This is a genomic window from Pseudomonas multiresinivorans, assembly GCF_012971725.1.
Lineage (GTDB): Bacteria > Pseudomonadota > Gammaproteobacteria > Pseudomonadales > Pseudomonadaceae > Pseudomonas > Pseudomonas multiresinivorans.
Map to the genome: position 1 here is coordinate 4968982 of NZ_CP048833.1, position 19010 is coordinate 4987991.

The window sequence follows — 19010 nt, forward strand, 5'->3', positions numbered from 1 at the left end:
TCAGCGAGCCTGGTTGCGCGCGTCGATGAAGCGCAGCGCGCGATACAGCGCCTCGATCTTCGGCAATTCGCACCCGGCCCGGCGTGCAGCTTCCAGCGGTGCCGCGTAGATAGCGCCCAGCTCCAGCGGTCGGCGCTGGGCGAAGTCATGGTACATGCTCGGCAGGTAGTCGGGCATGGCATCCGTGGAGCTGAGCATGGCACCAACAATGCCTGAAGGCAGCGAATGCCCGCACGCGGCGGCGCCGGCAATCACTTCTTCCATCAGTTCGGCGACCAGGGCGCGGCTGTCGGGGTTGTCCATGATCGCCCGCGTGCCGCTGTCGAGCAGTACGGAGAGGCCGTTGTAGGGGATGTTCCAGACCAGCTTCTGCCAGCGCGCCTGCTCCAGGTTCGGCATGGCATTGGAGTCCAGGCCGGCGCTGCGAAACAGTGCGGCGCCCTCCTCCACGATCGCCTGGCGCGATTCGGCCTCGTCGGCAGGGCCGGAGTGATAGCCGATGTTGACGCCGCCAAAGGCCTGGTGCTCGATCACACCCGGCTCGGCGCGATGCACGCAGATGAAGCACAGGCCGCCCAGCAGATGGATGTGCTCGGGCAATAGAGCACGCAATTCGTCTTCCACGGCGAGGCCGTTCTGCAGCAGCAGGACCTTCGCCCCCTGTGCAGCGGCCTGAATGATCAGCGGTGCGAGGTCGGCGTTGCTGGTGGTCTTGGCGCCCACCAGCAGCCAATCGCAGGGCGGCATCTTCGCCGCGTCGGCGTAGGCATTCACTGGCGCCAGGCTCAGTGCGCCATGCACCTGGCTGTTCAGGCGCAGGCCGTTCTGCGCAACGGCGGGGTATTCGCTACGCAGCAGGAAATGCACGTCGTGGCCGGCGCGGGCCAGCATCAGGCCGTAGAAACCGCCAATGGCGCCGGTTCCGATGATGCCGATTCGCAGATTCATCAAGGCAACTCCTCAGCAGGGCGCGACAGGGCAGCGCGCAGGGCTTGGATCAGGGGTTCAGGGCGCAGTGGCGCATGCACAGGGCCCAGGAAGTGGCCGTCGCGCACCAGGAACAGGGATGGCAGGTGGAAGACCTCATAGCGCTCGACCAGGCCGCCACTGTGCCCGGCATCGATCCAGCACAGGCGATCCACCGGCAATTGAAGCTGTGGCAGAGCCTGCCGCGCCCAGCGACAGGTGGCGCAGCCTTCACCAGTGAAAATCAGCAGCGACACGCCCGGCAGCTCAAGCAGCCGGCGGTCGGCATCCAGGTCGGTCAGCTCCAGGGCCGGCACTATACTCAAGGTGCCAACACTATAAAGATTGCAGTCGGAGCGTTCCGTCATGCGTCAGTTCCTGCGTCACCCTTGCGATTTTCCGGTTGAGCTGGTCATCCGCAAACAGACTTTCCTGCCGCGCCAGCGGTTGCACAATATCAGCCTGGGCGGCGTCGCGTGCAATTCGCCACGGGGCTTTCGCCGCGGCACCTCCATCGAACTGCGCATTCCCCTGCTGGGCGACTCCGCCCGCTATCCCGGCATCATTGCCTGGAGCCGCAAGCAGGCCAGCGACTATCGCGTGGGCATCGCCTTCATCGACGAAGACACGCTGTTCCGGGCACGCATGGTGGAGCAGGTCTGCCAGATCGAGCAGTACCGGCGGCAACTGGAGCGGGCCAGCGGCAACAGCCTGCCTTTCGAGGACCTGGCGCTGGAGTGGATCGCGCAGAACGCCGCGGACTTCCCATTGTTTTGCGCGGTCTGATCGACCCAACGCAGAAAGTTGCGCAAATGCCCGTGTTGCGGGCACTTTCCTGCATCGAGCCATTGTCGGGGCCACGCCTGAACGGTTAAGGTTCGGGTTCCCCTTAGCGACACATTTGCCTGCGCCCCATCGCACGGGGATTTCTGGCGGCCGGCACCCGTGACCTGATTGAGTACCACGATGGCTGATTTACAGATCGACGACCTTAACGTTGCCTCCAACGAGACACTGATCACGCCGGAGCAGCTCAAGCGCGAAATCCCCCTGACCGATGCCGCCCTGCGCACCGTCGCCAATGGCCGCCAGGTCGTCCGCGACATCCTCGACGGCAAGGACCACCGCCTGTTCGTGGTGATCGGCCCCTGCTCGATCCACGACATCAAGGCCGCCCACGAATACGCCGAGCGCCTGAAGGTGCTGGCCGCGGAAGTCTCCGACACCCTGTTCCTGGTGATGCGCGTCTACTTCGAGAAGCCGCGCACCACCGTCGGCTGGAAAGGCCTGATCAACGACCCGTACCTGGACGACTCCTTCAAGATTCAGGACGGCCTGCACATCGGCCGCCAGCTGCTGCGCGACCTCGCCGAGATGGGCCTGCCCACCGCCACCGAAGCGCTCGACCCGATCTCCCCGCAGTACCTGCAGGACCTGATCAGCTGGTCGGCCATCGGCGCGCGTACCACCGAATCCCAGACCCACCGCGAGATGGCTTCCGGCCTGTCCTCGGCGGTCGGCTTCAAGAATGGCACCGACGGCAGCCTGACCGTGGCGATCAACGCCCTGCAGTCGGTTTCCAGCCCGCACCGTTTCCTGGGTATCAACCAGGAAGGCGGCGTCTCCATCGTCACCACCAAGGGCAACGCCTACGGCCACGTTGTGCTGCGCGGCGGCAACGGCAAGCCGAACTACGACTCGGTCAGCGTCGCCCTGTGCGAGCAGGAACTGACCAAGGCGAAGATCCCGCTCAACGTGATGGTCGACTGCAGCCACGCCAACTCCAACAAGGACCCGGCCCTGCAGCCGCTGGTGATGGACAACGTCGCCAACCAGATCGCCGAAGGCAACAATTCCATCGTCGGCCTGATGGTGGAAAGCCACCTGGGCTGGGGCGCTCAGCCGATCCCGAAAGACCTGTGCCAGCTGAAGTACGGCGTGTCGATCACCGACGCCTGCATCGACTGGGACACCACCGAGAAGGCCGTGCGCAGCATGCATGCCAAGCTCAAGGAAGTCCTGCCCAAGCGCCAGCGCGGCTGACGCACCAGGCGCAAACGAAAAAGCCGGGCAAATGCCCGGCTTTTTCTTTGGCAAATTCCGCACCGGTGCTTTTTGTAGGGGCGAGCTTGCTCGCGAGTCGCTTGATGCTGGGCAGAAACACCGTTCGCGAGCAAGCTCGCTCCTACAGAACTGCCGACGCTGCCGGAAATGGAATTCCATCAGGTATGAAAAAGCCCGGCATCGGCCGGGCTTTTCGTTTCTGCGCCCTGATGATCAGAGCGCGGTATCGGTGTGGCGCTGGCGGCGCTCCAGGTAGCGCTCCACGTAGGAGCACGACGGGATGACGCTGTAACCCTTGCGCTCGGCGAACTGCAGCGCGTGCTCGGTGAGAGCGGCAGCGATGCCGCGGCCGCGGAGGCTGTCCGGAACGAAAGTGCGATAGATGTCGAGCGTCTGCTTGCCCAGATCCATGTAGGCCAGATAGGCGCGATGACCATCAACAGTCGTTACGAACTGGTGGCTGGTTTCATCATGCTGGATGGACAACGACTCACTCACTTGCTCTCTCCTTCCGGGGTCCTCACAACATGACCCGCACCTGATTGATCTTGTTCAGGCGGAGGAACATTTCTGCCGAGCCAGTCCCCATCAGGACCGTGATATAGACTCGACCGTTCTCCACCTTGTGCAGCACACCCTGGTAATAGGCACCATCGAACGTGATGAACTGCAGGCGCTTGCCGGTGTACTGGGCAAGGCTTTCAACGCTAACGAACTCATATTGCTGCGTTCTGGCCTGCGACTCAACCGTTTCTTGGGCCGAAACCATTTGATATTGGCTTTCCGGCGTGATTTTTTTCTTCAGCGGATCGACCCAGGCGAATCCCAGCGGTGTTACCGACTGCTGGTTCACTAAGACGACCGGATGCAGCATCTGAATCACATCCTTGGGCTCGAAAAATTGCAGGCCGTCCCAGGCCATTCCCTCGCTGGGGGTCAGCTCGACGCGCAGCGAGCGCGGGTCTTCCAGGTAACGGCCGTAAGCCTCGAGCACCGGCTTGTCCAAGGCGATACGCTGCTGGCGCAGCGCCTTGTCGAACTGCTCCAGCGAGAGCGCGGTATAAGCCTTCTGGTCCACACCGAGCTTGCCCCGGCAGAACTCGCTGACGCGGCGCTGGTACTGGTTGTCGTTCATCTCGACGACGACCTGAGACACCCGCGGTGGGTTCACACGCATGTCGCCAGGATGCTCGGAGACGTTCATCAGCGTCATGCTGGTGTGCATGTCCAGCATGTCGCGGGTATCGCTGCGCAGATCGAAGGTCAGGGTTTGCGCGCCCGGCTGCATGCGATAGGAAAATTCGATGTCCGATTCGAGGGTGCGGTAGCCCATCTGTAGCAGTTCATCGACACCGATGTTGCGCACGTTGCCGCAGGCCACTTCGCTCATGGCGGTAAAGGCGCTCTTCTCCGCCGGTTCGGCATACAGCGACTGCATGAACGGGCCGTGGATCTGCAGTTCCACACCCTTGAGGTCCACTGCCATCTGCTCCGGCAGCTTGCCCTCGCCCAGACGCTCCTTGAAGCTGAGCAGCTCACGCAGGCCATTGAACTTCAGCTGGGCGTGGGACACCTTCAGGCTGTCACCGGCCATCGGCACCCTGATCACCACGTTCTGCAGCCCGACGCGGCCGTCGAAGGACGAGGAAATGCCGCCATAGGTGATCTCCATGAGCGGCGAGATACGGGCAATGGCGTCGTTCACCACGCTACGCACGGAGAGCCAGAGCGACGCCTTGATGATCAGGGCGATCGCCACGACGGCGAACAGGGACCACTTGAGAATCTTCGACATGGCAAGCACATCCTGGATTGTGCGAGAGCGGGACGCAGCGATACTGGCAGCTTAACAGTACGCCTAGGACCGCTCCACGAACGCTGTCCGAATTTGCGTGCACAGCGCACAGAAACTGCCCGAATTTAGTGGCATTCAGCTGACTCACCGGTCAGTCAAAACGCTTTACGCATCAGGCTCGCGTCAGTATGTTCTGGCCACTTCCAATCCAAGGACTGCAACCCAGGACCCTCTGCCATGAGTGAGCTGATCAGCTACCAATTCGAAGACGGCATCGCCACCCTGACCCTGAACAACGGCAAGGTGAACGCCATCTCCCCGGCGGTCATCGAAGCCTTCAACCAGGCCCTGGACCAGGCGGAGAAGGACCGCGCGATCGTCATTGTCACTGGCCAGCCGGGCATTCTTTCCGGCGGCTACGACCTCAAGGTGATGACCTCCGGCCCGGAAAACGCCGTGAACCTGGTGGCCGCCGGCTCGACGCTGGCGCGCCGCATGCTGTCGCACCCGTTCCCAGTCATCGTCGCCTGCACCGGCCACGCGGTAGCCAAGGGCGCCTTCATCCTGCTTTCGGCGGACTACCGCATCGGCGTCGACGGTCCGTTCCAGATCGGCCTGAACGAAGTGGCCATCGGCATGACCATGCACCACGTCGGCATCGAGCTGGCCCGTGACCGCCTGCGCCGCTCCGCCTTCACCCGCTCGGTGGTGAATGCCGAGATGTTCAACCCACGCGACGCCGTGGACGCCGGCTTCCTCGACAAGGTGGTACCGGCCGAGCAACTCCAGGCCGCGGCTCTGGAAGCAGCCCAGCACCTGAAGAAGCTGAACATGACTGCCCACCGCAACACCAAGCTGAAGGTGCGCAAGCAGCTGCTGGAAACCCTCGACAAATCCATCGAACTGGACAAGAACCACCTGGCCTGATCGCGCGATAACGAAAAGCCCGGCCTGTGCCGGGCTTTTTCATGCCTACACTGTTACCTAAAGAGCAACACTGATTAATCCTGTTTGCTATTTTTCAAAAATTATTACGCATTAACCTATAGATGAACCCAAGCAAAACCAACCGGAGGTGTTCATCATGAAACTCAACATCATCGCCGCCAGCATCCTGGCCGCCGCTACCGCTTTTGCCGCTCAAGCCAGCTTCGCCGAAGAGTCCCCGCTGATGCAGGACCGCATGGTTCACATGACCCAGGCCGCCATCCAGCAGCAACAGTCCGAGCAGTCTGCCAGCAAGGTGAATGTCGAAGCCGCTGCCAAGCAGGGCTGAGACCTTCACGCCCCTCCAGCCGCCTGCAGCAGGTGACGTCATGCAGTCGAGCCCGAAGCGAAAAGCCCGGTGTGATGCCGGGCCTTTCAGGGACGATGACGCAACCTCGGCAAGGGTCAGAGAACCATGAAAGCCGCCAGAGTTCAGGAAACCACCGACAGCGCACCGGCATTCACCACCTTGCGTTTGGTCGCTGCGCCACTGTCTATCAATTTGCCTGATACCGGGAACCAACCGGCATCGTTATTCAATCGAAATCACCAAAGCGACACTGGGCCATCCCAGCCCGGAACCCGAGTCGCCAGCATGAACCGCCAAGCCCACCGCTACGCCCGTAACGGCGCCCTTGCCGCCCTGGGGCTCTACACCATCGTGATCCTGGTAGTCACGGCCCTCACTGCCGGCTTCGATGGCGCGCGCCGTGCGCCGGTGGACAACGTCGACCGCACCGGGCTCTTCGAGCGTTTCAACCAGGCGGTGCCAGTCGCGCTGCAAGGCCTCCAGGACGCCCTCACGCCCCACTCCTGATTCCACTTCACTGGCGCGTCGCGCCAGGCTGGCCGACACTCAATCCCTGCAGAACGACTCCCGACCGATCCAATAGCAGGGTGGGTTTCAGCATGGGCCGAGTCATCGCTTCCGCCGTCTACAGCAGGGGCCGCAAGGTTTCCGACATCCCGCTCGAGGACGGCTATCGCTGGGCCTGCCAGCCCGACCATTTCGTCTGGACCGGCCTGCAGGAGCCGACGCCGGAAGAAATGTTCAACCTGCAACGGCAGTTCAACCTCCACGAACTGGCTGTCTCCGACGCCCTGGAAAAGCACAGCCGGCCGAAGCTGGAAACCTTTGGCGATGCACTGTTCATCGTCATCTATTCGCCGCTCCGCGCCGATAGTCGACTGATGTTCGTCGAAACCCACCTGTTTGCCGGCATCGGCTACATCATCAGCGCGCGACATGGTTTCTCCCAGTCCTACTCCCAGGTCCGACAGCGCTGCGAAGCCCGGCCGCTGCTGCTGGCCCATGGCACCGACTTCGTGCTCTATGCCCTGCTGGATTTCGTGATGAGCAACTACGAACCGGTGGTGGAAGCGATCCGCGAGGAGATCGAGGAAGTGGAGCAGCAGGTGCTGCGCAAGTCGCTGACCCAGGAGCAGATCGAGAAAATCTACGGCCTGCGCCGCGAGGTGCTCAAGCTCAAGCACTACGCCGCACCCATGGTGGAAATCTGCCAGGAGCTGCAGCGCCTGGACTTTCCCTTCATCGACAAGCAGATGCGGCCCTACTTCCGTGACGTGGCAATCCATGTGAACCGCCTGCTGGAAGACCTCACCACGCTGCGCGACGTCGCCAGCCAGACCATCGAGGTCGGGCTGGCGCTGGAGTCCTCACGGCAGAGCGTGGTGCAGCGCAAATTCGCCGCCTGGGCGGCCATCCTCGCCTTCCCCACCGCCGTGGCCGGTATCTACGGGATGAACTTCGAATACATCCCGGAACTGCATTGGCACTATGGCTACTTCCTGATCATGGGGCTGTTGGCGCTGGGCTGCGTCGGGCTGTACATCAGCTTCAAGCAGGCGGATTGGTTGTGAGTCGTGCCGGCTGAGGGCAATCGCGGACGGAGTCCGCTCCTACGCCAGCCGACGAATGTAGGAGCGGACTCTGTCCGCGATCGGTTCAGACTCGCACCAACCTCCCCCGGCAACACCACCTTCAGTCAGCACGGCAGAAATCAGGCAGCGCTTTTCTTCTCGGCTCTCTTCTTCTCGTCGCTGCCCTGCTGGACGAAGCGCATCATCCACTCGCCCACCGCCGTGCCCTGGTGCGGGCGCGCGAGGCTGTCGATGCCGGACTGGAACACCGGTTCGCTGAAGATGTGCTTGCGCAGCTCCAGGATCGCCTGGGAATAGTCGCTCTGGAACTCCGGGTGGCCCTGGAAGCACAGCACCTGGTCACCAATGGCGTAGGCCGCATTCGGGCAGAAATCGCTGGAAGCGATGCGACGCGCGCCGTGGGGCAGTTCGGTGACCTGGTCCTGATGGCTGACCAGTAGGGTCAGGCCATCACCCAGCGACGGGCTCATCCACTCGGGCTGCTCCTCGATGCGGTAGTCATGGATGCCCACGCCCCAGCCCTGGCTGGCACGCTCGGTCTTGCCGCCCAGCACAAGCGCCAGCAACTGGTGGCCAAAGCACACGCCCAACAGCTTGTCGCCGCGCTGGTAGAGCTTGAGCACGTAGTCCTTGAGGGTCTGGATCCAGGGATCAGTGCCGAAGGAGTCCGCCTTGCTGCCAGTCACCAGGTACGCATCGAACTTCTCATCATCGGGCGGGTAATGCCCTTCCACCACGTTGTAGACCGTGAACTCGGCCGGAACGGGTTGCTTGGCGAACAGTTGCTGGAACATCCAGCCATAGCCCTTGTACTGATCGATGAGTTCGGGGCGGAGGATGTCGGTTTCCAGAATGCAGATGTGCAACGACATGCAGTGGTGATTCCTGGGGGGTTGGCGGCTGATAAGAGTGGTTATCCTGACACTGATGAAACGCGCGTGAAAATTACGCCCTATTTTTTCACCGCACAAGATACCGAGCGGATTCTTGTGCAGGAATTTCAGGGGAAATACCGGAAAAACCGACTTCCTTCAATTGCACCGGCGCACAAGGGTGACGGCCGGTTGGCAAGGATTCAGTCCAATGACAGCTCGCGCAGAATCGAGTTCGCGCCCACTACCTGCGCGTATTCGCCTTGCAGATTGGCCAGGGACATGGCGTGGACCTCCTCTGCGCTGCGCAGCACACCGTTGAAATCACGCTTGTCGAAGGCGAAACAGGCATCCGCCGCCACCTGCGTAGAGAAGCCCAGGTTGCCCGCGGTGCGGGCCGTGGCTTCCACCGAGTTGTTGGTGCTGACGCCGCAGATCACTACCGATTCGATGCCACGCACGCGCAACCAGCGCTCCAGGGCGCTGTTGATGAAGGCGTCGGGGACATTCTTCTCCACCACGTGCTCATGCTCCAGCGGCGCCAGCGCCTCCTGGAACTCGGCGCCCGGCTGTCCGGGCCAGAACGGCGAACCCGGCGTGCGCGAAACGTGGCGGATATGCACCAGCGGCCAGCCTCCCTGGCGCCATGCGGCCAGCAGTTCGCCGATGCGCTGCTCGGCCTGCGGGTTGTTGCGCGGCTCCAGGCTGTCACGCATGCCTTTCTGCTGGTCGATGATCAACAGGGCGGGAGCGGTCATCGGTGCGGTCCTTGCGATTCGGAAGGCGCCATCCTACGGCTTGTATAGGCAAGAAAAAACCGGCCACCAAGGCCGGTTTTTCTGTAGGAGCGAGGGGGACGCCTAGTCCTTGCTCGCGAACCGAATCCCGCTGCGAGCCCGTTCGCGAGCAAGCTCGCTCCTACCAAGAGCCCATCAGAAGGGCTCGTTGCGCGCGGCCTTCTCCAACAACAGCGCCGGCGGCAGGAAGCGCTCGCCATACTGCTCGGCGAGGTACTGGGCGCGGGCGACGAAGTCCTTCAGGCCGTACTGGTTGATGAACTGCAGCGCGCCACCGCTCCAGGCCGCGAAGCCGATGCCGAAGATCGAGCCGATGTTGGCGTCGGCGGTGGAGGTCAGCACGCCCTCCTCCACGCAGCGCACGGTCTCGACGGCCTGGATGAAGAGGATGCGGTCACGCACGTCTTCCGGTGAAATCTGCGCGTCAGCCTTTTCGAAGCGCTGTTTCAGCTCAGGCCACAGATGCTTCTTGCCGTTGGCCGGATAGTCGTAGAAGCCGGCGCCAGCGGCTTTGCCGGGGCGCTTGTACTCGTTGACCATCAGGTCCACCACGGCGAAGGCCGGATGCTTCGGCAATTGCTTGCCTTCAGCTTCCAGGTCCTTGCGGGTCTGCTCGCGGATGTGGGTCATCAGGCTCATCGACACTTCGTCGCTGATCGCCAGCGGGCCCACCGGCATGCCGGCCTGGCGCGCCTGGTTCTCGATCATCGCCGCGGACACGCCTTCGCCGAGCATGGCCAGGCCTTCGTTGGTGAAGGTGCCGAACACGCGGGAGGTGAAGAAGCCACGGCTGTCGTGGACGACGATCGGAGTCTTCTTGATCTGCAGGACGTAGTCGAAGGCGCGAGCCAGGGTGGCGTCGTCGGTCTTCTCGCCACGGATGATCTCCACCAGCGGCATCTTGTCCACCGGGCTGAAGAAGTGCAGGCCGATGAACTTCTGCGGCTGCGCCACCGCCTCGGCCAGGCCGGTGATCGGCAGCGTCGAGGTATTGGAGGCGATCACCGCGTCCGGCAGCGCGGAGGACTCGGCGGCGGCGCTGACCTTGGCCTTCAGACCACGGTCCTCGAACACCGCTTCGATGATCAGGTCGCAGCCTTCGAAATCGGCGTCACTGGCCGTCGGCTTGATCCGTGCGAGGAAGGCGTCGCGTTTCTCGGCAGTCATCTGGCCCCTGCCGACTTTCTTGTCCAGCAGGCCGGCGGAGTACGCCTTGCCCTTTTCCGCCGCTTCGATCGAAACATCCTTGAGCACCACCTCGATGCCGGCAGCGGCCGAGACGTAGGCGATGCCCGCGCCCATCATGCCGGCGCCGATGACGCCGACCTTCTTCGTCTGCTGCGGCGGGATGCCTCGCGGGCGGGACTTGCCGGCGTTGATCTCGTTGAGCTGGAACCAGAAGGTGCCGATCATGTTCTTCGCCACCTGGCCGGTGGTCAGCTCGGTGAAGTAGCGCGCCTCGATCAGTTGGGCGGTGTCGAAGTCCACCTGGGCGCCTTCAACGGCGGCGCACATGATCTTCTCCGGTGCCGGGAAGCAGCCCTTGGTCTTGTCGCGCAGCACGGACGGGGCGATGGCCAGCATCTGCGCCACGGCCGGGCTGGACGGCGTGCCGCCGGGGATCTTGTAGCCGGCACTGTCCCACGGCTGCTTGGCGGCCGGGTTGGCGGCGATCCACTCGCGGGCCTTGCTCAGCATCTCTTCGCGGCTGGAGGCCAACTGATGGATCAGGCCGGCCTTGAGCGCCTGGTCCGGGCGCACCTTCTTGCCTTCGGCCAGGTACGGCAGGGCTTTCTCCAGGCCGAGCAGGCGCACCATACGCACTACCCCGCCGCCGCCGGGCAGCAGGCCCAGGGTGACTTCCGGCAGGCCGAGCTGGACGTGGCTTTCGTCCAGGGCGATGCGGTGGTGGCAGGCCAGGCAGATTTCCCAGCCGCCGCCCAGGGCCGCGCCGTTGATGGCGGCGACCACGGGCTTGCCGAGAGTTTCCAGGCGGCGCAGCTGGCCCTTGAGAACCAGGATGCCTTCGTAGAAGGCCTGGGCGTCGGCCTTGGTGACCTTGATCAGCTCGTTCAGGTCGCCGCCGGCGAAGAAGGTCTTCTTCGCCGAGGTGATCACCACGCCGGCGATCGAATCCTTCTCGGCTTCCAGGCGCGCGACGGTGGCGGCCATGGCCTCGCGGTACACACCGTTCATGGTGTTGGCGCTCTGGCCAGGCATGTCCATGGTCAGGACGACGATATTGTCCTGGCCTTTTTCAAAGCGGATGGCGTCAGTCATTCTTGTTTTCTTCCCATGCAGGGGGATCGCTTCAGGGGCGTCACGAGCGAAGGTCAGGCAAGGCGGAAACTCTTCGGGAAGCGGAGTTGGCTGTAGCCAATGAGCATTCCCGGAGAGTTTCCAACGCCGCATGGCCGAGCGCAGTAGCCCATGATCGATCCTTAAGTACGTTCGATGATGGTGGCGATACCCATGCCGCCGCCCACGCAGAGGGTGGCCAGGCCGTAGCGCAGGTTGCGCCGCTCCAGCTCATCCAGCAGGGTGCCGAGGATCATGCAGCCAGTGGCGCCCAGCGGGTGGCCCATGGCGATGGAGCCGCCGTTGACGTTGACCTTGCTCTCCGGCACGCCCATGTCCTTCATGAACTTCATCACCACCGAGGCGAAGGCTTCGTTCACCTCATAGAGGTCGATGTCCTCGGCCTTAAGTCCTGCCTTGGCCAGCGCCTTGCGGGTGGCCGGCGCAGGGCCGGTGAGCATGATGGTCGGGTCGGTGCTGGTCACTGCAGTGGCGACGATGCGGCCGCGGGCCTTCAGGCCCAGCTCGCGGCCCTTGGCTTCGGAGCCGATGAGCATGGCGGTGGCGCCGTCGACGATGCCGGAGCTGTTGCCCGGCGTATGCACGTGTTCGATGCGCTCGACGAAGCTGTACTTGCGCAGCGCGCTGGCGTCGAAGCCCATCTGCCCCATCATCTCGAAGCTGGGCTTGAGCGCGCCGAGGCCTTCGAGGGTGGAGTCGGCGCGAATGAACTCGTCATGGTCGAGCAGGACGATGCCGTTCTGGTCGGTGACCGGCACCAGGGATTTGCTGAACAGCCCTTCGGCGCGGGCCTTGGCGGCTTTCTGCTGGGAGCGCAGGGCGAAGGCGTCCACGTCGGCGCGGCTGAAGCCTTCGAGGGTGGCAATCAGGTCGGCGCCGATGCCCTGGGGGACGAAACTGGTGTGCAGGTTGGTTTCCGGGTCCAGCGCCCAGGCGCCGCCGTCGGAGCCCATGGGCACGCGGGACATGGACTCCACGCCGCCAACCACCACCAGGTCCTCGAAGCCCGAACGCACTTTCATGGCGCCCAGGTTGACCGCTTCCAGGCCCGAGGCGCAGAAGCGGTTGATCTGCACACCGGCGACCTGCTCGTCCCAGTCGGCCACCAGCGCGGCGGTCTTGGCGATGTCCGAGCCCTGGTCGCCCACCGGGGTCACGCAGCCCAGGACGATGTCGTCGACCTGGGCGGTATCCAACTGGTTGCGCTGCTGCAGCGCGCGCAGCACGCCGGCCATCAGGTTGACCGGCTTGACGCTGTGCAGCGCGCCGTCCTTCTTGCCTTTGCCGCGGGGAGTACGCACCGCGTCGTAAATGAATGCTTCGGTCATGGCGTTCTCTCTTAGAGTTGTCGTCACGCAGGCGTGGCGTGTCGGCCTACCTTAGCGGCGTATCGGCACGGAGCAATGACCGCAGCGCTCAGCGAAATTGACCGCCACGCTCAGCGACCGACCGGAGGCGATCAGGCCGAAGGCTCTGGAAAGGGGTTGTCGGCGAGAGCGGACGAGCGGTCGAAAAGCTGAACCGCGTTGTCACGCCCCAGTCATATAGAGGGAATATGCCTGAAGCTGCATCACTTGCTGCAAGATGGTCTAAGCCCGCGCGGCACTAGGCTTAGACTCCGTTGTGCAGTGAATAAAAAGCGTGCAGATGATGCGAAAAGTGCCGTTGCCGGGTTTTGCCGGCTCGGCTCGAGAAACCAGAAGCCAAGGCATGCGCGCCACTACCAACAGGCCGTGGGTGGCCGTGCCAAGAACAAGAAAGGCGGAAGGACATCATGGACAAACAATCGAGAAAATGGCGTCAGGCAAGCCTGATCGTCTTCGCAACCACCGTTGTTCTGATCATTCCCAATCTGAGTCGTCTGGTCGGCTAGGGCCAACACCCGGCTTCCCCGCCGCTGCGTACCGCGTGCCGCCATCCGCGAGCCACGGTCAACGCAGCGCGGGAGCCACCCACCCTCCTTCATCGCCTGCGCGTCTGCTATGGTTCCGCGGCTCACTCGCCCATCGGAACCCGCCATGCGCCCACTGCTGCTGACGCTGCTCCTGCTCTGCCCCACCGCTTTCGCCGCGACGCTCACCCTGGAACTGCCCGATGGCAAGCACAGCCTGACCAGTGAGCAATTGCTGGCCGAACCCCAGGCGCAGGACATCGAGATTCCCGCCGACGTTTCCTACAACCGCACCATGCATTACCGCGCGGTGCCACTGGCCGCGCTGCTCAAAGGCGTGAAGCCCGGCGATCACCTGCAGGCGGTGGCGCTCGATGGATTCGCCGCCGAGCTGCCAGCCGCGCCGCTGCTGGAGAGCAAAGGCTCACGTGCCTGGCTGGCGATCGAGGAAGCCGATAAGCCCTGGCCGAGGCTGGGCGACGGCAAGCCATCCGCCGGGCCGTTCTACCTGGTGTGGAGCGACCCCAAGGCCGCCGGCATCGGCCCGGAGCAGTGGCCGTTCCAGGTTGCCAGCTTCCGCCTCTTGAAGCCCCTGGCGGAGCGTTTTCCGGCATTTGTGCCAGCCAGGAACGCACCGAAGAGCGTGCAGGACGGCTTTGCCCAGTTTCAGAAGAACTGCCTGGCCTGCCATCGCCTCAATGGCGCCGGGGATTCGCAGTTCGGTCCGGACCTGAACCTCCCGCACAACCCTACCGAATACTTCGCCGCGGGCTATCTCAAGCAGTACATCCGCGACCCGCAGAGCCTGCGGCACTGGCCGGAGGCACGGATGAAAGGGTTTGCGGCGGAGGTGATCAGCGACAAGGAGCTGGATGAGATCGTTGCCTACCTGAAGCACATGGCGGGGCGGAAGGTGAAGGTTGGCGGCTAGAAGCCGGGGCTCTTTGTAGGGCGCATAACGCGCCAGCGTTATCCGCCTTATCGATATCGGCGCATAACCTGTTCCAGGTTATGCGCCCTACCGTACTGAATCGTCTGGCGGGACGGAACGTTAACGCCTGGGGCTGATCGGCAAGGCCTGCGTAGCGGCTGTTCGCGAGCAAGCTCGCTCCTACACCCCTGCACCGATGCATCCCTGTAGGAGCGAGCTTGCTCGCGAACCCGCCCGTCAGCGAAACGTCAGTGCCAGTAATCCCCCGGCGGCGCCGGCAGCTCGCCGAGCAACTGGCGCAACCCCGCGCCCCACTGCCCGCGAATCCCCTCGAAATACGCATCGCCTTCCTGGATGCGGTATCCCGCCGGGACCTCCAGGCTGCCCTCGCGATACACCAGCAGGTCCAGCGGCATGCCCACTGACAGGTTGCTGCGGATGGTCGAGTCGAAGCTGATCAGCGCGCAGCGCAGCGCCTGCTCCAGCGGCGTCGCGTAGCTCATGGCGCGGTCGATGATTGGCTTGCCGTACTTGCTTTCGCCGATCTGGAAGTAAGGCGTGTCGCGGCAGGACTCGATGAAGTTGCCCTGCGGGTAAACATTGAACAGGCGCGGCACCTCGGTGCCGATCTGCCCGCCAACGAGAAACGAACTGCCCAGGTCGACGCCCTGGTTCTGCCCGATGTTCTCGTCGTGGTCGACCACCTCGCGAAGCGTCGACCCCACCAGCCGCGCTGCTTCGAACAGGTTCTCGACGTTCCCCAGGTTCGGCTCTTCGCTGCCCATGCGCTGCCGCAGCACGCTGATCACCGACTGCGAGGTAGCCAGGTTGCCAGCGCTCTGCACCACGATCAGGCGCTCGCCGGGCGTGCCGAAGATGTGCAGCTTGCGGAACACGGCGATGTTGTCGACGCCGGCGTTGGTGCGCGAATCGGAAACGAAGACCAGGCCCTGGGCGAGGTTCATGGCGACGCAATAGGTCATGACGTTCTCATGGCAGGTTCAGGGAGCGGGAGGCTGGCACCGATCTTAAGCCGGTGCCCGGCCTTTAGCCACGCCTGCTCATTGCTGCATCTGCTGGGCCTGCTGCAGGTGCCCCGGCGCCACCGTGACGCGGGCATGCATCTGCTCGCCGCCGCCGCCCCGGCGCATGCCGCGCACCGGGCAGGCGTCGAGGTAGTCCAGGCCCACCGCCAGTTTCAGGTGGCGTTCGGGGCGGTCCAGCACGTTGGTCACGTCGAAGCTGTACCAGGCGTCGTCCAGCCAGGCTTCGGCCCAGGCGTGGCTGGCAAGGTGCTCTTCGCTGTCGGTGTAGAGGTAGCCGGAAACGTAGCGCGCCGGCACGCTCAGGTAGCGCAGGCAGGCGAGAAAGGCGTGGGCGTGGTCCTGGCAGACGCCCTGCCCGGCCGCAAAGGCTTCGGCGGCGGTGCTGTCCACCTGGGTCGAGCCGGGCACATAGGCGATGCGCTCGTTCAGCGCCTGCATCAGGCGGATCATCGACTTGCGGTCGCGGCGCTCGGCGCACTGGGCGCGGGCAAACTCCTGCAGCGCACCGTCGGCCAGGGTCAGGCGAGTGCTGCGCAGAAACGGCAGCGGCGACAGGTGATCGTGCTCGCACTCGTTCTCCACGTCGATTTCGACGTTGCCGTGGGCGGCGATGGCAATGGCCTCGTGGGGCTCGTCGAGGGTCAGCACATGGAGGATGTTGCCGTAGGCATCGCGCTGCGGGTGCGCCGGGCGCGGCAGGTGCAGTTGCCAGTCCAGGACGTGCTGGCGTTCGCTCTCCTGCGGGGTCAGGCGCAGGTACTGGATGCTCGCGCGCACCTGGTCTTCGTAGCGGTAGGTGGTGTCGTGGCGGATGGAGAGTTTCATGCGGCCTCCAGGTACGAACTGTGAATGGCGATGGCGAGCTGGCGCACCAGCCCGATGTGGTCGGTGATCCAGGTGTGCAGGCCGGCGCCCAGCACCTCGTCGATGCCGGTGTAGCGCACCCGCGCTTCCAGTTCGGCGGCCATGCGCTGGGCCGGGCGGCCGTTGGCGCCGGGCAGGCTGGCTAGGATCTGGCGCAGCTCCTCGGCACAGGCCAGCAGCGAGCGCGGGACGTCCTCGCGCAGCAGCAGGAGTTCGGCGATGTTCCGTGCGTTCAGCGCATCGCGATAAAGCTCGGTGTAGCCCTCGAAGGCCGAGAGCGCGCGTAGCAATGCCGTCCACTGGTAGTAACCACGGGCGGAACCTTCGGCAGGCCCGGCGCTGTGTTCGCCCAGCACCTGATGCCGCGCATCGAGCAGGCGCAAGGTGTTGTCGGCGCGTTCGATGTAGGTGCCCAGGCGGATGAAGTGGAAGGCGTCGTTGCGCATGCTGGTGCCGAAGGTCGCGCCGCGGAACAGGTGCGAGCGGTCCTTCACCCATTCGCAGAAATGGCTGATGCCGTAGCGCAGCAGGCCCTGGTGGGCGATATCGCGCATCTCCAGCCAGGTGGCGTTGATGTTTTCCCACATGTCGGTGGTGATACGCCCGCGCACCGCATGCGCTCCGGCACGGGCGGCGCCGAAGCAGGAATAGATGCTGGTGGGGTTCTGGGCATCCAGGGCGAAGAAGTTCAGCAGGCGCTCGGCGTGCAGTTCGCCATGGCGGGCGAGATAGGCGTCGAGATTGCCGGTGATCAGCAGCGGCATGGCCAGTTCTTCCAGGCCATCGCCGCGACCATCCTGGGGCATCAGCGACAACGAGTAGGACACGTCGAGCATGCGCGCGAGGTTCTCGGCGCGCTCCAGGTAGCGCGACATCCAGTACAGATCGGAAGCGGTTCTGCTGAGCATGGTGTCAGTCCTCCACCACCCAGGTGTCCTTGGTACCGCCACCTTGTGACGAATTCACCACCAGCGAGCCTTCGCGCAGCGCCACGCGGGTCAATCCGCCAGGCACCAGGCGCACGTTGTCCGGCGCCGACAGAACGAAGGGCCGCAGGTCGATGTGGCGCGGGGCGATGCCGTTTTCGACGAAGGTCGGGCAGGTCGACAGGCTCAGCGTCGGCTGCGCGATGTAGGCCTCGGGTCGCGCCATCAGCCGCGCGCGGAAGGCTTCGATTTCCGCCGTGGTAGCCGCCGGCCCGACCAGCATGCCGTAACCGCCGGAGCCCTGGGCTTCCTTCACCACCAGTTCGGGGAGGTGCGCCAGCACGTGGGACAAGTCCTGCGGGCGGCGGCACTGCCAGGTCGGCACGTTGTGCAGGATCGGTTCCTGGTCGAGGTAGAAGCGGATCATCTCCGGCACGTAGGGGTAGACGGACTTGTCGTCGGCCACGCCGGTGCCGATGGCGTTGGCCAGGACCACGTTGCCGGCGCGATAGGCGGCCAGCAGGCCGGGCACGCCGAGCATGGAATCGGGATTGAAGGCCAGCGGGTCGATGAAATCGTCGTCGATACGCCGGTAGATCACGTCTACCTGCTGTGGCCCGGCGGTGGTGCGCATATAGACGCGCTCGTCGCGGACGAACAGGTCGGCGCCCTCCACCAGCTCCACACCCATCTCGCGGGCAAGGAAGGCGTGCTCGAAATAAGCGCTGTTGAAGCGTCCCGGCGTCAGCACCACCACGCTGGGGTTATCCAGCGGGCTGGAGTTGCGCAGGGTGTCCAGCAGCAGGTTCGGGTAGTGGTCGATGGGAGCGATGCGCTGGGCGGAGAACAGCTCGGGGAACAGCCGCATCATCATCTTGCGGTTTTCCAGCATGTAGGAGACGCCGCTGGGAGTGCGCAGGTTGTCCTCGAGCACGTAGTAGGCGCCGTTGCCGTCGCGCACCAAGTCGATGCCGGCGATGTGCGCATAGACATTGCCGGGCACGTCCAGGCCCTGCATAGCCAGCTGGTACTGATCGTTGGCCAGCACCTGTTCGGGCGGGATCAGGCCTTCCTTGAGGATTCGCTGGTCGTGGTAGAGGTCAGCGAGGAACAGGTTGAGCGCCTGCACGCGCTGGATGCAGCCGGCCTCGATGATCTTCCACTCGCTGGCGGGAATGCTCCGCGGGATGGTGTCGAAGGGGATCAGGCGCTCAGTGCCCTGGTCGTCGCCATAGAGCGTGAAGGTGATGCCCGCGCGATAGAACAGCAGGTCGGCTTCGCGGCGGCGCTGTTGCAGATGCTCGCCGGGCATGTCCGCCAGCCAGCGGGCGAACTCAGTGTAGTGCGGTCGGCAGGCGCCAGCGGCGTCATGCATTTCGTCATAGAACACCCGAGCCATCTTCTACTCCTTGTTGCCGCTCGTCCTCGGCTACGAAGGCCATCGCAAGGCCCGTGCCAGAGGTCGATTTCCTGTTGGTTCAATGACTTGCAAAGGCTGCCCGGACGCCACGCACCAGCACGGTGCGCTTTTCCCGGCTGGCCATCGCGGCCCGCCCCGTTTGGAGCCGCAAGCGCCATGCGGCGGGCCTTTGCGGGGTGCCGGAGGCTTTCTTGTCAGCCTCTGGGGCCGGAACTACGCTGCAAGAGCGT

19 protein-coding genes are annotated in these 19010 nt (G+C 64.0%); 7 read left to right on the plus strand and 12 right to left on the minus strand.

All coding sequences use genetic code 11. From position 1 onward, the window contains the following. Both G4G71_RS22735 and G4G71_RS22740 read right to left on the minus strand, forming a co-directional pair. A complete protein-coding gene (locus tag G4G71_RS22735; protein WP_169940357.1) occupies positions 1-948 on the minus strand; it encodes a putative 2-dehydropantoate 2-reductase in 948 nt (315 codons plus the stop codon). Further along, complete coding sequence (locus G4G71_RS22740; protein ID WP_169940359.1) at positions 948-1334, minus strand: thioredoxin family protein; 387 nt, start codon at positions 1332-1334, stop codon at positions 948-950. The genes G4G71_RS22735 and G4G71_RS22740 overlap by 1 nt, the downstream gene beginning before the upstream one ends. Between G4G71_RS22740 and G4G71_RS22745 the strand changes: the two genes are divergently transcribed. Both G4G71_RS22745 and G4G71_RS22750 read left to right on the plus strand, forming a co-directional pair. After that, the gene (locus tag G4G71_RS22745; protein ID WP_169940361.1) at positions 1333-1752 is read left to right on the plus strand and encodes a PilZ domain-containing protein; all 420 of its coding nucleotides are present in this window, start codon (positions 1333-1335) and stop codon (positions 1750-1752) included. The genes G4G71_RS22740 and G4G71_RS22745 overlap by 2 nt on opposite strands. A 180-nt stretch (positions 1753-1932) precedes the next feature. Further along, entirely contained in the window at positions 1933-3009 is a 1077-nt protein-coding gene (locus G4G71_RS22750) for a 3-deoxy-7-phosphoheptulonate synthase (RefSeq protein WP_169940363.1), read from the plus strand. 234 nt (positions 3010-3243) lie between these two features. Here the strand turns inward: G4G71_RS22750 and G4G71_RS22755 are convergent, their stop codons facing one another. Both G4G71_RS22755 and G4G71_RS22760 read right to left on the minus strand, forming a co-directional pair. Next, the gene (locus G4G71_RS22755; protein WP_024765462.1) at positions 3244-3528 is read right to left on the minus strand and encodes a GNAT family N-acetyltransferase; all 285 of its coding nucleotides are present in this window, start codon (positions 3526-3528) and stop codon (positions 3244-3246) included. Between the two features lie 22 nt (positions 3529-3550). Then, positions 3551-4825, minus strand: a complete 1275-nt coding sequence (locus G4G71_RS22760) for a hypothetical protein (protein WP_169940365.1) — start codon at positions 4823-4825, stop codon at positions 3551-3553. 237 nt (positions 4826-5062) lie between these two features. On the opposite strand from G4G71_RS22760, the gene G4G71_RS22765 reads away from it, so the two are divergent. From G4G71_RS22765 to G4G71_RS22780, 4 genes are all read left to right on the plus strand, one after another. Beyond that, positions 5063-5752 carry a crotonase/enoyl-CoA hydratase family protein gene (locus G4G71_RS22765; protein ID WP_138525139.1) on the plus strand — a complete coding sequence of 230 codons (690 nt, stop codon included), beginning with the start codon at positions 5063-5065 and terminating at the stop codon, positions 5750-5752. Between the two features lie 157 nt (positions 5753-5909). Next, on the plus strand, positions 5910-6101 hold the full coding sequence (locus tag G4G71_RS22770) for a hypothetical protein (protein WP_169940367.1): 192 nt from the start codon (positions 5910-5912) through the stop codon (positions 6099-6101). A 306-nt stretch (positions 6102-6407) separates the two neighbouring features. Next, complete coding sequence (locus G4G71_RS22775; RefSeq protein WP_169940369.1) at positions 6408-6629, plus strand: hypothetical protein; 222 nt, start codon at positions 6408-6410, stop codon at positions 6627-6629. A 92-nt stretch (positions 6630-6721) separates the two neighbouring features. After that, positions 6722-7693, plus strand: coding sequence for a magnesium and cobalt transport protein CorA (locus G4G71_RS22780; protein ID WP_169940370.1), 972 nt, complete (start codon positions 6722-6724; stop codon positions 7691-7693). Positions 7694-7833: 140 nt separating this feature from the next. Here the strand turns inward: G4G71_RS22780 and G4G71_RS22785 are convergent, their stop codons facing one another. From G4G71_RS22785 to G4G71_RS22800, 4 genes are all read right to left on the minus strand, one after another. Next, positions 7834-8586: an amidotransferase gene (locus G4G71_RS22785; protein ID WP_169940372.1), complete on the minus strand. Its 753-nt coding sequence runs from the start codon at positions 8584-8586 to the stop codon at positions 7834-7836. Positions 8587-8789: 203 nt separating this feature from the next. Beyond that, positions 8790-9344: a cysteine hydrolase family protein gene (locus G4G71_RS22790; protein WP_169940374.1), complete on the minus strand. Its 555-nt coding sequence runs from the start codon at positions 9342-9344 to the stop codon at positions 8790-8792. A 174-nt stretch (positions 9345-9518) separates the two neighbouring features. After that, positions 9519-11663, minus strand: a complete 2145-nt coding sequence (locus G4G71_RS22795) for a 3-hydroxyacyl-CoA dehydrogenase NAD-binding domain-containing protein (protein WP_169940376.1) — start codon at positions 11661-11663, stop codon at positions 9519-9521. A 161-nt stretch (positions 11664-11824) separates the two neighbouring features. Continuing rightward, positions 11825-13030 carry an acetyl-CoA C-acetyltransferase gene (locus tag G4G71_RS22800; RefSeq protein ID WP_169940378.1) on the minus strand — a complete coding sequence of 402 codons (1206 nt, stop codon included), beginning with the start codon at positions 13028-13030 and terminating at the stop codon, positions 11825-11827. Positions 13031-13720: 690 nt separating this feature from the next. On the opposite strand from G4G71_RS22800, the gene G4G71_RS22805 reads away from it, so the two are divergent. Continuing rightward, positions 13721-14524 (plus strand): cytochrome c, encoded by an 804-nt coding sequence (locus G4G71_RS22805; protein ID WP_169940380.1) that lies wholly within the window; start codon positions 13721-13723, stop codon positions 14522-14524. 248 nt (positions 14525-14772) lie between these two features. On the opposite strand, the gene G4G71_RS22810 is transcribed toward G4G71_RS22805, so the two are convergent. The 4 genes from G4G71_RS22810 to G4G71_RS22825 form a co-directional block, all read right to left on the minus strand. Further along, a complete protein-coding gene (locus G4G71_RS22810; RefSeq protein WP_169940382.1) occupies positions 14773-15507 on the minus strand; it encodes a proteasome-type protease in 735 nt (244 codons plus the stop codon). 78 nt (positions 15508-15585) lie between these two features. Next, on the minus strand, positions 15586-16395 hold the full coding sequence (locus G4G71_RS22815; RefSeq protein ID WP_169940384.1) for a transglutaminase family protein: 810 nt from the start codon (positions 16393-16395) through the stop codon (positions 15586-15588). Then, a complete protein-coding gene (locus G4G71_RS22820; protein ID WP_169940386.1) occupies positions 16392-17342 on the minus strand; it encodes an alpha-E domain-containing protein in 951 nt (316 codons plus the stop codon). The genes G4G71_RS22815 and G4G71_RS22820 overlap by 4 nt, the downstream gene beginning before the upstream one ends. A gap of 4 nt (positions 17343-17346) precedes the next feature. Beyond that, entirely contained in the window at positions 17347-18759 is a 1413-nt protein-coding gene (locus G4G71_RS22825; protein WP_169940389.1) for a circularly permuted type 2 ATP-grasp protein, read from the minus strand. Positions 18760-19010: the final 251 nt, after the last annotated feature.

Bases quoted from the DNA above. Each gene is read 5' to 3' on its own strand.
- G4G71_RS22735 (WP_169940357.1), bottom strand. From the start codon at position 948: ATGAATCTGCGAATCGGCATCATCGGAACCGGCGCCATTGGCGGTTTC.
- G4G71_RS22745 (WP_169940361.1), top strand. From the start codon at position 1,333: ATGCGTCAGTTCCTGCGTCACCCTTGCGATTTTCCGGTTGAGCTGGTC.
- G4G71_RS22740 (WP_169940359.1), bottom strand. From the start codon at position 1,334: ATGACGGAACGCTCCGACTGCAATCTTTATAGTGTTGGCACCTTGAGT.
- G4G71_RS22750 (WP_169940363.1), top strand. From the start codon at position 1,933: ATGGCTGATTTACAGATCGACGACCTTAACGTTGCCTCCAACGAGACA.
- G4G71_RS22760 (WP_169940365.1), bottom strand. From the start codon at position 4,825: ATGTCGAAGATTCTCAAGTGGTCCCTGTTCGCCGTCGTGGCGATCGCC.
- G4G71_RS22765 (WP_138525139.1), top strand. From the start codon at position 5,063: ATGAGTGAGCTGATCAGCTACCAATTCGAAGACGGCATCGCCACCCTG.
- G4G71_RS22770 (WP_169940367.1), top strand. From the start codon at position 5,910: ATGAAACTCAACATCATCGCCGCCAGCATCCTGGCCGCCGCTACCGCT.
- G4G71_RS22775 (WP_169940369.1), top strand. From the start codon at position 6,408: ATGAACCGCCAAGCCCACCGCTACGCCCGTAACGGCGCCCTTGCCGCC.
- G4G71_RS22780 (WP_169940370.1), top strand. From the start codon at position 6,722: ATGGGCCGAGTCATCGCTTCCGCCGTCTACAGCAGGGGCCGCAAGGTT.
- G4G71_RS22785 (WP_169940372.1), bottom strand. From the start codon at position 8,586: ATGTCGTTGCACATCTGCATTCTGGAAACCGACATCCTCCGCCCCGAA.
- G4G71_RS22790 (WP_169940374.1), bottom strand. From the start codon at position 9,344: ATGACCGCTCCCGCCCTGTTGATCATCGACCAGCAGAAAGGCATGCGT.
- G4G71_RS22795 (WP_169940376.1), bottom strand. From the start codon at position 11,663: ATGACTGACGCCATCCGCTTTGAAAAAGGCCAGGACAATATCGTCGTC.
- G4G71_RS22800 (WP_169940378.1), bottom strand. From the start codon at position 13,030: ATGACCGAAGCATTCATTTACGACGCGGTGCGTACTCCCCGCGGCAAA.
- G4G71_RS22805 (WP_169940380.1), top strand. From the start codon at position 13,721: ATGCGCCCACTGCTGCTGACGCTGCTCCTGCTCTGCCCCACCGCTTTC.
- G4G71_RS22810 (WP_169940382.1), bottom strand. From the start codon at position 15,507: ATGACCTATTGCGTCGCCATGAACCTCGCCCAGGGCCTGGTCTTCGTT.
- G4G71_RS22815 (WP_169940384.1), bottom strand. From the start codon at position 16,395: ATGAAACTCTCCATCCGCCACGACACCACCTACCGCTACGAAGACCAG.
- G4G71_RS22820 (WP_169940386.1), bottom strand. From the start codon at position 17,342: ATGCTCAGCAGAACCGCTTCCGATCTGTACTGGATGTCGCGCTACCTG.
- G4G71_RS22825 (WP_169940389.1), bottom strand. From the start codon at position 18,759: ATGGCTCGGGTGTTCTATGACGAAATGCATGACGCCGCTGGCGCCTGC.